Source organism: Sulfidibacter corallicola, from assembly GCF_017498545.1.
Classification (GTDB): Bacteria; Acidobacteriota; Holophagae; order Acanthopleuribacterales; family Acanthopleuribacteraceae; genus Sulfidibacter; species Sulfidibacter corallicola.
Window position 1 is genome coordinate 10561055 of the sequence record NZ_CP071793.1, and the last position, 16344, is coordinate 10577398.

General features: G+C 58.7%; 2 protein-coding genes. Both read right to left on the reverse strand.

What is annotated here, in order from left to right:
- Nucleotides 1–10062, reverse strand: coding sequence for a toxin C-terminal domain-containing protein (locus tag J3U87_RS31640; protein ID WP_237379805.1), 10062 nt, complete (start codon nucleotides 10060–10062; stop codon nucleotides 1–3).
- Between the two features lie 141 nt (nucleotides 10063–10203).
- Nucleotides 10204–16275: an RHS repeat domain-containing protein gene (locus J3U87_RS31645; protein ID WP_237379806.1), complete on the reverse strand. Its 6072-nt coding sequence runs from the start codon at nucleotides 16273–16275 to the stop codon at nucleotides 10204–10206.
- Nucleotides 16276–16344 lie beyond the last annotated feature (69 nt).

Consider the following 16344-nt stretch of genomic DNA (forward strand, 5'->3'; position numbering starts at 1 on the left):
TCATTCTCCAATTCTTTCAAGTTTCTCATTATATGTACCACTTCTTGTCGTCTTCGACTTCAAGCTCTTAATAGAATCACCCATTTTAAAAGCGCCGCCATTATGAGAGTCAACATCAATAGTGAGATACCTTTTGCCATCTGTATACACGGCTTGACCGTGTGAACGATAATTTGTTTTACGAAACCCCTTCTCTAACGCTATATTTTCCAACCGTTGCTTCCGTGTTAGAGCTGGGCCTAGTAATAAATCCTTTTGGGAGGGCTTGGAAGCTGCGACCAATTCGTCAATTTTATCTACAGCCCTCCTCCTGGCCCCACCCTTTACTACATTTAAAACAAAAGGGTTAAGCGCGTATCTCGCCCTTCGGAGCAACATAAAATCCAAAACAAAAGTCGCCTCCTTGTTAAAATCATACAATCCTTCAATATTAACCGCTCTCCGAGAAAGCAAAACTTTACTATCAAATAGAAAATCAAATCGCCAATAGTTCTTATTGCTTACAAAATCCCATTCCCATTCCTCACTCATACCTACAATACTTGCAGGTACGGTTGTACCTTCACTCATTAAGCCTAATACTGTGTATTCTAAGTTCACCTCCCTGTCGAAAGGAAAGATTTGCTGAGCAAAACTGTCCATTTTTGCATCTGCTACGGCCAATGAGGCGGTGTAGCTGCTAAAGATTGATTCCCCAATCATACCACTTGGATCGACCATGTTCACGGGGTCGTTGCCGACGTAGCTGTAGGGGTTCCAGTACTGATCCGCGGGATCGACCTGGAGGAACCGCCCCACTTCGGGGAGGTGCCAGCGGCCGCCCATGTAGTACATGCCGAAATCCGGTTCTTTTTCCTGGCCAGTGAATAGGTGGGGTTCTTTCTCGTTGCCCGACACCGCCGTGTTCATCGCTTCCCGTAACGTGATGCCGAAGGGGTCCGTGTCGCTTTGGGCCATCACGATCAGGTGCGACAGGTCCACCTCTCCCCCGCGGGCGTAGTCCGGTGCGGACTCGGCTCCCTCACCCAAGCCGGGTAGGTAGGCCGATTGAATTTCTTCGGCAGTGGCGGCCCGCTTCAAGACCTGCACCTCGTCCAGGCCACCGTGCCAGCGGTAGAGGTACAGCGGGAGGTAGCCCATCGTCAGACCTGCCGCCGGGTACAGGGCGCCGATCGTCACAGCCTTTGCGTCGCCCACCTGGATGCCGTCTTGGTAGGCCGTGACTTGCTGGCCGTCGTAGGTTACGGCCAGGTGGGTCCAGCGCCGGTAGGAGATGCGGTTGCCCACCGTGATCCACTGGCGATCGATGCCGTTGCCCAGGCTTACCGTCGGGGTTTTGTTGTCGTCGATGTAGAACAGGAACGGGGCCAGGCGGGTGTCGCCCGTCGCACCTGCGTAGACCAGGGTTCCGCCGTCGTCGATGCCGTCGTCCTCGTCCTCGTCGTAGAGCCACAGGCTGATCGTCCAGGCGTTGCCCAGGCCGTCCATGTCGCCGTGGTAACTCACGTCGATATCCTGCCCGCCATTGAGCCATAGGGCGCGGTCTCCGCGACGCGAAGTGAACGTCGGTACACTGCCGTCCACCGTCCAGCTATCGCCGCTCGTGCCCTCGTTCGTCAGGTCGCCGTTGAAGGAGAAGGCCGCCACGACGTCGCCCGCCAGACGGGCTGGGGTCGGCGGCTCCGATCGGGATTCACCCGCGCGGTTGCGGTACATGGCCACCACCATGCGTGTGCTGCCCAGGTGGTCTTTGACGTACAAGCCCGCGTGGCGCTTGGATTTGTAGCCGATCCGGTCGCCGCCGTTGAGTAGGTAGGCCCGCTTGATGCGGCCGAAGTCGTCCAGTTCGGCGTGGTTCTCCGTGCCTGCCGGGACGAAATAGGTTGTCTCCGATACCGTGTTCTGGCCTTCTTCGAACTTGCTCCGCCGGACACGGGTTCCGCTGTGATCATAGGCAAACGTTGCCCTGACAGTGGGATACCGTTCGGATTCGGACAAGGTGCCCACCTGGTCGATTTCGGTGGGCAACACGGGAAAGCGCGGATCGCCGTATGCCAAGTTTCGCGTCACCGACTCGCCCACTTGGTTTTCTTTTTGAAGGATGATATTTCCCAAGGCGTCGTAGTCGAAGTACAGATGCGCATGCTCTGCTGGATTGCTTCCGCCCAGCAATTCATCCCTGTCAACATATGCCAGCATGTTCGTGCCCTGCGCGATTTCGTGATCGAGCGACGCGTCATAGGTCCCGGTTTCCCCGTCCCGAAACGCTCGGGTCCGGGTTTCCTGGGTCCGGTTCCCGTTGCGGTCGTAGCTGTAGGTCAACTGAAGCTCTTGATCCCAGCTCGAACGGGCTTCCGTGAGTTGGTTGGCCGCGTCGTAACGATACCGATGCACGAGATCGAATGTGGCCTGATCGGGAGAGGCACCGCCTGCCTGGCCCAGGTGGTAGATCTCCCGCAATCGGGTGATGGTGCCGTCGTAGCGAAACGGGGACGTATCGCCCGCGTCGAACATGTCGCCGTTGTCGCCGAAGTAGTCGAGGTGGGCGCTGAACGCCTGTTGGCCTCCGAGCTTGGTTTCGTGGTCCAGCAGCCAGTCGCGGACGTCGAAGCGGTAGTCCGTCGTCAGCCAGGCACCACTGTCCTGCCCCAACGCCACCTGGCTGACATGGCCCGTCGGCGTGTGCGTGAAGCCGCCCACCTTGCGCACCGAGCTGCCGTAGGACAGCGTGCTCTCTTCGTCGATCAGCGAACCGAGGGCGGCAAAAGTGGTCTGCCCCTCGCCGCCGTGTTCGCCGGCATGTTTGCGGAAACCGACGTGCACGGTCATGCGCTCGGACAGCGGGGCCAGGTCGCTGGTCGTCACCAGGCGGTCGAACGCGTCGTAGGTGTAGCCCAACGCCAAGTGGTGGGTCCGGTTGATGGAACGGACGACCCGGTCGCGGTTGTCGTGCTCGACCCAGAAGATCTGCGGTTCCAGCACGCCGCGGATCAGGTAGACCCGGCACACGACGCGGCCCTTGTGGTCGTAGAAGAAGCGCTCGGCCGAGTTGGGGCCGACGATCTCGACGGTCTGGCCGATGGGGTCGCCGAACTGGAAATCGGAATCGCCCGTGGGGTTCTGTTGCTCAAGTTCGGTGAGCGTCGGCCAGAAGTGGGGCTTCTCGTCAACACGCGCTGGGAAGAGCTCGGTGTCGGTCCAAGGGCTGAGTCGCCCTGCGCCCTGTCCTCCCGGGAAGCCGAGATCGTAACGGTCGAAACGCGTCATCACCGCGGTGTTCTCCGTAACCTCCAACTGGTTGAGATCGGATGAGTTTGCATCGACTTTTTGTTGTAGGGTCGTGCGGCCATATTCGACGTACCCGGACCCGTTTGGATTTGTGAATCGGACCTGGCGCGAGGCGATCACGCGGTCCTGGTCGTCGTAGACGGTTTCAAACCAGAAGCCGATGCCGCCCGCTGCCGGACGTTCTTTCGCGTTGCGGCTAAACCGCAGGCGGCCGTGGCGATCGTAGACGAACTCGGACATGCCGAATTCGGGCTCGTGGGTTTCGACCACGCGGTCGTAGGCGTCGTGGACGTGGCGGGTGACCAAACCGGAGGGAATGCCATCCGCGTCCACCGTGACTTCGTCATCTTTTAAACTCAGGGTCCAGGGCCCATTGGGTCCAGGAGCAAGGAACGCTCGGGGTGGATACACCGCGACGAGCCGGCCGAAGCGGTCGAACTGGTTGTAGCTGACCAGATTGGTGGTCGAGCCGTTGAGGCGACCTTCGTAGCCTGTCGGCAGGTAGACCTTGTGGTTGGTGAAGGCGCTGTTGCCCATACTCAGGTCCGGCGCCTCGCCAGTGACCACGTCCAAGTGCCAGGCCCGCATCCACTCGAGGCTGGGATTGGCGATCGTCAGAAGTGGCCGGTCGGCATCGGCACCGGTGAGCGTGACGCTGACCGCGCCATCGGGATCGATGGCCAAGGTGCCGTGAAGGCCAGGCTTAAGCACACCACCGTCTTCTACCGGCACCAAATGCGACATCATTCCTGGCAGATCCACGACCAACCCGGGGTCACCCACCACAATGGAGAAGTAGTGGTAGCGGAAGTAGCGCAACGGATCGTCGCTGTCTCTGGCTTTTTCGCCGAAGGGCAGTTCCGCCATGACCCGGCCTCGCGCCGGATCGTCCTCGTAGAAGGTGTTGGTGAACGGGTTCTGGTCGGGCTCGATGTGGTTGCGGCTCGTCTTCCAGAAGGCCTCACCCGCCGTGGCCGATTCATCACGGGAACCGGCCCCCATCAGGCTCGACCACTCGGCTCCGGATGGTGCGGTGCCGTAGAATCCCTTACCCGCCGCGACCTGGCGGCCCAAAGCATCGTAGGTGGCGAACCCGCTCACCAGGTATTGATGCTTCTGCGCTACGGGCGCATAGCTGCCCATGGCGCGCGTTTCCTGACCGTACCCCTTGAGATCGGAAAACGAGACCTGGTAGATCTTGTGATTCGGGTCGTCCGGATCGGGATAGTTCACCGAGATGATGCGGTTGTGATAGGGATCGGCCTCAGCCGCCCAGTCGGTCTTGCCGTAGATCGCACTTTGCGGCAGTGGCGTCTTGGCCAGACGGGGGATCGGGTTGCGGCGAATGCGGGACGCAGGCACAAAAACACACACTTGGAATTGCTGCTTCTGTGGATCGGTTGACGACGGGACGTAGCGGTAAAAGACATTGTCGGCTCGGGTCCAGTTCGCCTGGGTACCCAGCACGACCGCTTCGCGTAGGGCGTAGTTCCCCCAAGGTTGGACGGAATCGAGGTGGTCGGGATAGGGCACCAGGAACGCCTGGATCCCCGCCACGTCGGTTTGCGGGTCGAAGGGCACTTCCAACCAGGCGTACCAGTCCTCGTTCGGCAAGGGACCGGTGGGGATTTGGGTGAGTTGACCGGGATCGATGGTCCCCGCCGAGAGCACCCAGGTATGGGTGGCGCTGCCGGTGATGTCCTGCGATGCCAAAACAAATGGTTCGGGCGCATAGGACCGGTTCAGAGCGTCTCTCAGCGCGCCATCGCCGACATTCCGAAGCACATCCAGTGGGTCGGAGAGCTCGGCACTGGCAGACAGATCGAGGCCGCTGTTCAGGCCTTTGGGCGAAACGATCGCATCGGAAAGGGTCTCGAAGTGTTCAAACGTGATTTGGGGCGGCGTCGAGGTCGCGTTGATCGTCTCGTTCAGGTGGTAGCGAACCTCAAGTTGGACCGTGCGACTGCCGGCGCCATCCCAGAACTCGGGGCCGAAGAAGCTGTAGGGGATTTCGGCCCGAACATGGAGGAGGATCTCATTCGATTCGCGGGTCAGAGTGGCTCCCGCGAACTGAAAGGGCAACTCGCCAGTTCCCACGGTTTTCCATTTTTCAGGATTTGAGACGCCTTCCAGCCACTGGCTACCGCTCCAATAACGCGTTCCGGACACCCAAGCCCACTGGAACGCAGTCAGGTCTACAGCCAGGTTGGAGAGTGGGTCGTGCGGATCTTGATTCGCAACGGTGGCAAGCAAGTTTTGCTCGATCTCTAAAGAACCCGAATGGCCGTCCTGTATCGTGGCCACTTGGGGTGAATGGTTCACATAATCGAGACCGGACAGGGTCGCAGGGCTGGTATCGTGGAGCTGAAACCAGAGGGGTATGCCCTGTTGTTGGTCCGCGACGGTCGAGCTGTGTGCCAACGCTTCTTCTGCATTCGGGCGAGTGATGTACAGATGGAACCGGTACTCCTCTGCCACATCATAGAATTCAGGACCGAACTTGGCCACCAGGGCCGCCTCGAAGTCCGCCATCTCCTGCATGGACGCCAAGTTCAGCAGGTAACGGTGATCCTCACGAAGGTCGTGAATGCCGGGGCCACAATCCCGCACCGTACCCTGGGTTTCCAAAAAGGCGTGCAACGGCATGGAGAACTGGAAGCACTCGCGGTCATCGATCTCATCGGTGTTGGAGAGCCCGCAACCGTTCGGTGCGTCCTTATGCCGAATATAAAAATGCAGATTCCAATCACAGTCCGAATAGGCGTGGTACTCGCTATCGGGCACGTTGTCTACAGTGAACGGGATCAATAAATCACGCAGCGCCAAGTCGGGCTGCTGGACATAGGACCAAAGGAACTGTTCCCGATCATCGTAGTGAATCGAGATGCGCCGTGAGATATCCGGGTCGGAACCATATGCACCGCAGGTATTGGGAGTACAAAAATCCGCGTCTTCACCGCCATGCGGCATTTCCAATCGATCGGTTTCGAATTCAACTCTTGTTTGGTAGGTTTCCGTTTCGGTGTAGGCATTCCATCTATATCCGGACCACTCGTCCTGAATGGCCTCAAATTCGACAGCAATCGGGTAGGGCGGGATAAGTCCGGCATTATGCGTTCCCGTAATGCACACCTGAGGGCTGGCATCCACGTCCAATTGGTTCGGGGGTCGTGCGGGAAGCCCGAACTTATTGGTGACGGCCGTCCCAGCCTCCTCAACTAGGTGAACCCCGTTCGTGGATCCTTGGGTTTTTCGATAAAAAGAATAGTTGTAGGTGATTTTCGTGCCGGGAAAGATCTCAGACAGGTCGGCCGCATTAGATTGATGATCGGCACCAAGGACTTGCAAAAGCCACCCACTAGAAGTTCGGACTTTGGAGAGGCAGGAGGTAAATGTCTCGGGGGTGGTACCTAGAGTCGCTCGGTGATGGCCATTGTGGCCCCCTCCATCGCCAAAGTTGAACTTGAACACAGGCTCCCGAATATTTCGAATCGAACCGAAATCCTGAATGTACTCGAACGGCACGCCATAGCGGTCTTTGGCAGAGAGGATCAAGCGGTAGTTGGTGCCCGGCTGGTACACACCTTCTAGTTTTAGGGGCGTCGCCTCACTCCCACTCTGAATCACCGCACCCGTTGGGTGATCTTCCGCGTCAAGTTCCACGACCTTCCAGGTCACATCATACCTGGCTTCTCCACTATCTTCCCACGTGATCGTGAGTTCGTCGTCATGGTTGGCCGCGGCACGCCCACCTAAATCGTCGACCATCTTGAGTTCACGCTGGTAGTCTTCCGAAACTTTGATGGCGAGAGGGTCTTGGGAAGCGAGTTCCAACAAACTCCCACTTCGATAGATGAACGGAATCCCCTGAGCCACCACCGATTCCCGGCTCTCTCTGCCCAGGGCTTTTCGGGTGACGCCATTGATGTTCAGGGATAACGACCACTCCTGGGGCAAACTCGCCGGCTCCAAGTCCGGTCCGCTCAAACCCCCGAACCCACCATCGAGCGTGACAAAGGCGGCAAGGTAATACGGTCGGTCCCCGTCGTCTTCATCTAGAATGAGGGACGCACCTTGGTAGAGAAACAGGCTTTCAACGAGGTGGTGGACGCGTTCGGTGGTGATTTCCGAGAGACGGATCGCCTGACTGGTTCGTAACCGAACCATCTCGTTCTGCTGGTCCTCTCGAAAGAGCGCCAACGCCACGTACAGCGCGTTCTCCGCCCCAAAATCAGGGCCTTCCGCCAAGTGACCACTGACCTGGGCTTCCGTAGGAACCAACGTTTGCGGTGCTTGCACCAGATACGGCACAGCCGGATCCGGTGCGATGATGCCCCAATAACTCAAATTCACGCTGGCCGAAAAGGACCCGAGTTGGTTGGTGAAACGAATCGGGCCCACCCCATTGCCGAGCGTTCCGGGTATGTGGAAAATCTCCGAAGGACCACCGGAATATTGATAGCGGAAAAAGATGCGTACGTCGCGCGTCAGGTTCCCATTGAAAAACAACTGGGATTGCTGACCCAGCGCGTAGGAGGCCTCCAAGCGTTTGGTGGATTCGCTGGCCTGAAGGGTCGCCCCCAACCCCGGCCAATGAAGCAGATCTTCGTCGCCAGGGACTCCGGCAACCTGCAGCCAGGGCGGGATATCCGTTGCCGGCAGCCATTGCTGACCATTCCAGAACTCACCGGTTCGTTCATCGCGCCACAGCCACCACAGGCGGTCGGGCGTGACCGAGAAAATGTCGAAATCGAAGGCCAAATCAATGGTTCGGAAGGTGTCGGCTACTTCGACCTCGGAGGCCGACGACGACGCGAACTCCCGTTCAGTGACCGGCCAGCCTTTCTTGATCTCGACCTCGGCGGCATGTTCCGCACCGGCCACCAAGTCGTATTTCAGTCCCACATCCAGCGTCGTAATCGGATCCTGCCAGAACGGAAAACAGGCATTGCACAGATAATCATCCTGAAGCGGGTCCCAACCCAGCGTGATGCGATGGGTGTCGGTGGCGCTTTCGAAGGTGTAATCAAGCGTGGTGAAGATGCCGGATTGTTGCTGTTGGGTGAGGTCCAGCCAGGTGACATCCGTTGCCGACCGGGGAAGTCTCCATTGCGCACCGTTCCAATACTCGCCACGATCGTTTTTCAGAAAAAATTTGAGATGATCGCGATCCAGTTCGGTACCGGGGAATCCAGTGGAAAAAGTGGTGGTTAGCCCCACAAAAGCAATGGCCGATCCAATGATGCCCTCACCCCTGGCCTGGGCTTCTTCCACCACGATCGAGTTGACCTGGAGTTTGGACACATCGCCGGTGCGGCGCACCGTGCCCACCACCACTTCCGGCGACCGCACCAGGAAGTTGCCGGTCATCATCACGATCTCGTAGGGTTCGCCGAGTTCCAGCTCGCGATCCGCTTGGTAGGACGCCAGTTCCAGCGGGTTCTGACGCCAATCGGGATCCAGCCAGTGGCCGCGACTGTCCCGCAGCCCGACGAAAAAGACCTTGGCGTTCTTGACCGGCGACCAGGTGAACGTGGGTCGCGCCTCGATCAGGTCGCCCGCGGGGGTCACGGCCACGGCGGTCGTGGGCGGATCGGCCTCGGGCGGCAGGTAGGCCAGCTCGCGGGTGCGGACGTGGGTGGATTTCCCGGCCCGGTTGACGGAGTAGACGTAGAGCCGGTAGCGCTTGCCCAGCTCGAGGGCCTCCGGGACCTGGGCGGCAGCCTGTGTAATAACTACGTTTTCCCAATCGAGATCGAGAAAGACGCGATCCTCGTGGCGCATGATGCCCAGGCGGTAGCTTTCGGCGCCTTCGACGGCCTCCCACCAGATGGTGGGCCGCGAGGTGGCCCAGTTCTCGGGGAAGAAGGAAAGCGCGGCCGGCGCCTGGGAGGGCTTCAGCACGACCGGCAAGTCGATCGGGTCGCCGATCAGGTATTCGGTCTTGTCCAGGTAGCGCGGCACCAGCTCGATGGTGGGGTTCTGCCCCTGCCAGAAAGCGTCGGTGAAGGCGTCGGGCTGGAAGTAGGCAATCAGGGTGCCGACCTGCTTGTCGACGACGGTGTTGTCGAAGAAGCCGGCTCGGGTTTGGGTGTCGTCCAGGCTGTGAAAGACCTCCGAGGCCACCCACTGACTGCCGTCCCAATAGGTATTGGATCCGGCAAGCCGCCAGGCCCAGGAAAGGTCGGCGACCTGCCAATCCTCGGGATTGAGTTTCTCCATGAAGAAGGAGAGCTTCAGGGTCAGCGGCTCGCTGTCGGATCGATCGACCTGCAGGCTGGGCCCGGTATCGAACAGTCGCGGTCCTGGCCGAACCTCTTTGAAGGTCAACTCGAAGGGCGCGGCAAAGTAGTTGGGTGTGGAAGGAATGCCCAGTGTGATCCGGACCCGCTGTTCGCGGGCGCCCTGCCAGAAGGTCGGGGTGAATAGGGGCTGCTGGATCTGGAAAGCCACCCGGACATTGCCGCCGGCCGGTGAGTTGAACAGACTGCGGCTGCTGTCGACCCAGAAGGGATGCGTATTGGTTTGAAGCGTGTGAAAGCCGGCATCGCTGGTCCAGGCCTCACCGTCCCAATAGGTGCCAGGCCGGTCGATGTCCTCGAAGCGGGCCAGGATGCCGCTGGGGAAGACACCGTGAACCCCCATGTCGACGGTAAAGGCGGCATTGCCGGCCGTCGTGGGATCGACTTCCACCGTGCCGGTCGATACCTGAACCACATTGACGTCCACGGCCATCAGGGGGCCGCAGAGGGCCCACCCGATCAACAGAGTCAAAACATTCCGAAATATGGTGTTACACTTCATCACATCATCCCTTGTACAAGCAGGTCGTGGGGTTTCAGACAGTCGGAGGCCCAATCGCGGGCGGGTTCGGGACACACCTCGCGATGGGCAGGGCATGGAAGCCAGCGGCGGTTATGGGGTGGGGAGCTCGCCGTACTCGACGCGGTAATGCTCGGATTTCAGGATGCCGTCCGGGTCGTAGGTGCGGAACAGCTCGCCCTTACGGTTGTACTCGAAGCGCGCGGTGCGCCCGCGGGCATCGGTGATCGAAATGACTTGGTGTCGGTGGGGGTCGTAGCCAATGATCGACACCTGGGCATCGGATTTCTCACCGGCAGCGTCGGCGGCCGGGTAGACCGTGATCTCGTCGAAGTAGGCGGTGTCACTGCCGTTTGGCGAGCTGCTATCGCTTTGAACGGTGATTTCATAATTCAGGAGTGTGCTGGTCCGGTGCCGCACCAGATACCACCCGTTGTCCACGGCGCGAATCCAAACGGGATCGTCACTGGAGGATTGAGGTCGCCTCGGCTGGACACCCAAGTTGATACCCGGCAGGGTGATTTGCGTGCCAGGCCCATTGGGTTTCACGTAAAAGCTGACCCAATATTCCGCACGCGGATCGCGCACGGTGGGGAAATAGGCGTTGCCAAACGCAGCGGGAATCGTGAACGAGCCCGACTTGGCTTGGGTCCCCACGTAGGCGTGGCGGAACTGGTGGAGATAGGTGGCGGCGTTGGCAGGGATGGTGGGAAAGGCGGTGTTGGCATACACCGTCGGATCCGCACCGGCATCCAGGTCCTCGAACCCCTGATAGTAGACTTGGCCCAACTGCGCGTTGGAGAAACTGGCCTTCAGGCGAATCCCCTCTTGATCGTAGACGGCCGCGCTGAAACGGTCCTGGCGATCGCGGTACTCGACGACGTTGCCCTGATGGTTGTACTGAAGGTTCTGGCCAGGCGCTTCCCAGCGACCCGAGCCGGTGTCCCAACTCAGGTTCAGCAGGTTTCCGCCGATACTGGGCACCTTCAATTGCAACCAGCCGTTGCCGGTCTTGGCCGCATCCGGGTGGACGAAGGCAAAGGATGCATCCTGAGCCCAGGCGGTGTCTCGGCCCGCCAGGCGCTTCTGACTCCAGTGATCCAATCTGGCACCGAGGATGTGGGTACCATCGGCGGTCAAAGCTCCCAAGAGCCCGTTTTCCAGATTCGGCTGCGTGAGGGGCATGGTTCTCAGGGCCGCCACTGCGAGTCCGGGTTGGGCTCGCATGTTCTGATCCAGCATGCTGAGTCGCCATTCCTGGCCGTCGACCTGACATTGGCTTCCCGGTGGATTCCCAAAGGGTTCGGTGAAGATGCGATAGGCCGGAACCTGAAGATCGTAGCGATATTCAATGCTCCCATCGCCATCCATGGTTTGAGTTTGCGAAAGGGCGATGCCACCGGTGCCCGCATCGAAGGCGAGCACTTCCTGGTGGGAGACCTCTTCGATCGTGCGATCGTGAAGCGGGCTAAAGCTTCGAGTGGTCGTCTTCACTCGCCGGAAGGTGTTGAAAATTTCGTCCTGCATGCGGAACCCGACGCGGTACTCACGTCCGTTTCCTTCTTCATTACCGATACCATCCAGATCGGAAGGCGCCACGGCGATCATCATGTTGCGTTCGAAGGAAACACCCTGATACCAATGACGGGTGAAGGGGCGTCCGTTCGGGTACGTGGCATCTTCGGTGCCGGGAATGGTTCCCTCGGTCAAGGTCCCGGTATCCGGAGACATCGAGAGGTGCTTCAAGAGATAACTTTGGTCCGAACCAGGGGTGTAGGAAGGCTGATAGGTATGCATCGCTTCCCTGATTTTCCGTTGTCGGCTGTCCCAAACCTCTTCTTTTTTGATCGTACCGATCAGGGAGGTATTGTTCAGGACGCGCTGCACCGACTGATACTCCAATGAGAACTTGGCCGGATACTCGTTGTTGAGGTAATCCACTTCCCATTCCGGCTGATCCGCGTTGTTTTCCCGCTTCAACTTCCATTTCACCAAAGGAACGTCGCTCGCGCTCAACTCGACCAGGCTGTCCAGTGTGTTTACCGTTTCCTCGACCATCGGTGAGGCGGTGACCGTTTCCGAGGGGATCACATCCTTGAACGGCTTGTGGATCACGGCATCGCGGGCCGTGTGGAACTGGAACTGGGTGTGACCGGTATCCAATCCTTCCGACACCGTCTGAACGCGAACCCAGCCATAGGTCACTTCCGAACCCGGCATATTGGCATAGGGATGGGCTTCGCTGCGCAGGACGCGGCGGTCGCCTCCGCTACCGGAGTTGTTCAAAGGTGGATCGAGGAAAATGGCGCCGCTGTCCATGCCCGTTTCGGGATCCGTGTAGCTGTATCGCACCCGTTGCACCAATTCCGGCGGCGGCTGGACGGGATTGGGAACACTCGTGGCACCGGGATAACTTTCGGGTTGCGAGACGAGTTCCGCAACCCGCAGTCCCCCGGCAAACTCGCCCACGTATTCGGGATCGGGCAGTGCCGGCTGAGATCCGCTTTTCTTGGGAATACCGTGAAACGAAAAGCGATCCACCACCGCGTCCTCTTGGGACATGTACCAGAGCCAACGCACGAACTCGAGCGTGGCCGGATGGGTTTTATCGAGTTTGGTGGGATCGTCCTGTTGGGTTGGCAGGATGAAACGCACCTTCGATGTAGCAGAATTCCCGTCATCGCAGATACCACACCACCACGGCGTGTTGGTTTCATCGCAGTTTTGGGTTGGAATCGTACCGAAACAGGCTCGTGCTTGGACGACCACCTGCTCCTGCCAATATGCGTCCGTTTGCGTTTGCCCGTTCACCTCGGTCGAGGTGTTCCAATTCAGGGAAACGGCTTGATACACATCGTCGACCAGAGTCAGGAATGGCAGTACATCTCCTTGGTCATCGCGTACCAGGTGGTACATGGGCTCGGGATGATCGATTTTGAAAAGTGAAACCTCTTCCCCGTTTTCACCAGGACGTCCACTGAGACCAAAGGCTTTGTCCTCTCCCTCGCCGTCTTCTCTCACCAGTGCCACCCGATCCTGAACGTAGGTATACCGGTCTCGATCGTAAGTAATGGAAAGCCTGGTGCCTACCGGGGTCAAGACACTCTTGAGACTGTAGCTGGCCTGAATCGGATTGATTCCGTCAGACAACAATGACTTGGCTACGAAACTGCGCTCCGCCGTGCTGCCCAGGTTGGGATAACCCCACGGATCTCGGTGATAGTATTTAAATACCGAAGGACCATAGCCCTCATTGCTGTAAGAGGTCGAATCCGCATAGTATTCGAACTCGTAAGGATGACCGGCGAGAACGTCACTGGGATGTTTGAACGAAACCTTGGTCAGAAAGAGGCGGCGCCCATTCTCGGAGTTGGGCATATGGGGATAGTCGAGATAGTCGTATTGAAACTCGACCTTGCTCTGGTAGTCATCGCCCCAAGCGTCTTCTTCCGGATTCTGATCCACAGGATACTTCAGCAGGTGGTTGATATCGTAGGTGATCGTGGTCAATGCACCCCGATTCCCTTGGAGGATGGCGGGCACGTCCTCCAGATCGAAAAGACGAATACTTTTCAGATATACCGAGCCATTGGGACCCAGCAGGTAATCGGGTGGATTCCCCTCGTTCGCTCGATTGAGATCCACATGAATGGAACTGAAGATGCTGCCGTCGAAAATGCGGGTTAGCCAGGCATCGCTCAAAGGTGCCTCGACATGAAACAGGTCGTGATCCCCTTCTCGCCAGGTGCCCAGATACTCGAACGGTGCTTCGAATTGATCCAGGGATTGAGTGGGATTCACTTGGGCAAAAGAGCCTCGGAACACGGCTTGGATCGACTGACCCATATCCAGGTCGAGGCGACGCGCCGTGCCTCGTGGCATCAACAGCAGGAAATGACGTTGGATGTCGCCGTCACCCGCGCTGAGGTTCTCCTGGGCGTAGAGGTCCAGCAAATCCTGATGAATGTCGGTGGGGGCGTTTTGGGGTCGGTCGTACATGGGATCGGCGGCCGGTTGATAGTGTAACCCCGGAAAAAAGACGATCTGATTGCGATCGACGTTGGCGGGGTCCCAGCGCGTTTCAGGCGGCAGATAACTGCCTTGCGGCACTTCCGCCGTCAAGTGATCCTCGCGATCGAAACCGAAATCGAAGGCGGCGAAGTGAGTTCGGGTACGCGCATAGGTGGGAAAATACAGTTCCTTCACACCGCGCCGGCGCTCGTAATGGTACTTGTCTTCATAAATGCTCTTGCCGAGGAACAGGAAATCGGGCTCGCCGTCACCATCCACGCCACCGCCGGAAAGGGGCATCATCCACTGCATCGATGGGTTGGCCAGTTGGTAATGAAAGGTGACGTAATCGCCGTAATCTTCAGGGCCGATGTGACCGCAGGGCGCCGCATCGTAGTAGTCCGGCGACACGACGGCCGCCAGATACCAGGCATAGGCATAGGGTTCGGCGACATAGGTGGATTTGATGGAATCGGGATCGGCCGCACCAGGTTCGGAAGTCACACGGAAGTGAGACTGTTCGCCGTAATTGTGGGGGCGTGCGCCGGCCGTGACATGGCCTCGCTCATTGGCCATGACACCGAAGATGTACTTCACCCCGTTGGGATTGGTAACCTCGATCCGGCCGATTTTGCCCCAATGGTCGAGCACGTAGCGAATGCGCTGGGAGTACTGATGGCGGCGATACGCGAGTGGGCTCTCGTCTGCAGGTGAAAAAGGGCGGTAATCCTCGCTCAAGCCGGGATCGGACAGGAACACCATATTGTCGGCCAATTCGGAGCGCCATTGGATGTCTTGAAAGTACCTGGTGATATCCACCGGAAAACGGCGCGGCTCGGTGGGTTGGGGGTCATCGGGATCAGGTTCGCCATTGAGCAGCATCACCAAGTTGCGGTACGGGAAAAAACGCCAGTCGGAGCCATCGACCGATACCTGTGAGGTTTGGTCCTGTGGGACCAACAGACCGCGTTTTGAAAGAACGGGCTTGGCGACGCCACTGATGCCCTGGGCGGCCACATTGTAAATGTCGAAATTTGCGTTGGCATAATTGGTGTCGAATGCATCGAATTGATACTGGTCGGCACTACCCGCATAAGCGTTGTTGAAATCCTGAAAATAGCCATCCAGCAGCACGGCACGATGGTGGTAATTGCGGTAATAGGTTCGATCCACATCGAGCGCGTCGACCTCCGCCTGCAGGGAAGCGACACCTGCCGCATCAAGTCGATCGAGACCGGTGACATTACTGCCGCCAGCCACGTCGGGATATGCCGCAGGGGACTCGGGAATCTCGTCACGAAACGGGTGATCCTGTCGTGGGAGGTGAAGATAACCATACGCGTCGGAGTATTGTTTGCGATAACTGTAGGACTTGGAGAAACCGAGGGATACAAACAGGATGTTGACGTTGGCTTCGCCAGTGCGGGTCACAAACGGTGAGTATGCCGGTGATTTGGAGAGGGAGTGACTGCCTCCGGCAAACGAGAATCCGACATTGCCCGCCGAGCTCAGCGACAGGCTGGCCGCGTTCCCGGCTGATACGGATGCGGTTGCCGAAAACCCTTGGCTCCCGTAATGGGCACCAGCGGTGATTTGGCTGCTGACGGAAGTGCTGATCCCCACCGAGGTGGAGGACTGATTGTCGGCGCTCCGGTAATAATTGAAATTGGAATTGGCATTCGCATAGCTCAATCCCACGCTGCCTCCCAGGCCACCATGGTTGTCCCAACGAACGGAAGCACTCCAACCGGCATACCCCAAACCAACGTGGTATCCATGCACCGAGGGCAAGGTTTCTTTCGAGAAAACCGTGGCACCGCGAAAGTCATCGGGATGGGCACGCACCGCTCGCGCCACCGAACCCGGCGACAGGTTCCACCCCAGCCCGACCCAACTGGCTTCCTGGCCGTGCTTGATCCCCGCGACGTAATTGAGCGAAAGCGGGTAGCCGCCGCCGGGTGCGCCGGGAATGGTCATCACCGGCAAGGCGTAGGTGAAATCGCCGGTGGCGAGGTTGACCAGGTCGGTGATGTCCACCGGCTCGAATTGGGTCACCTCGGGCGCCGTGGCACCGGCCGTTTGGGCCATCGCGCGCGGCAGCACCGCACTTGCGATCAGTATCGTCGAAATCCAGAAATATCGGGACAGGCTCATTTCCATCTCCACCAAATGGCTGTGCGCACAAGAGGATTGCCCCGCCGTCGGCGGGTCTCGCGCGAGTTG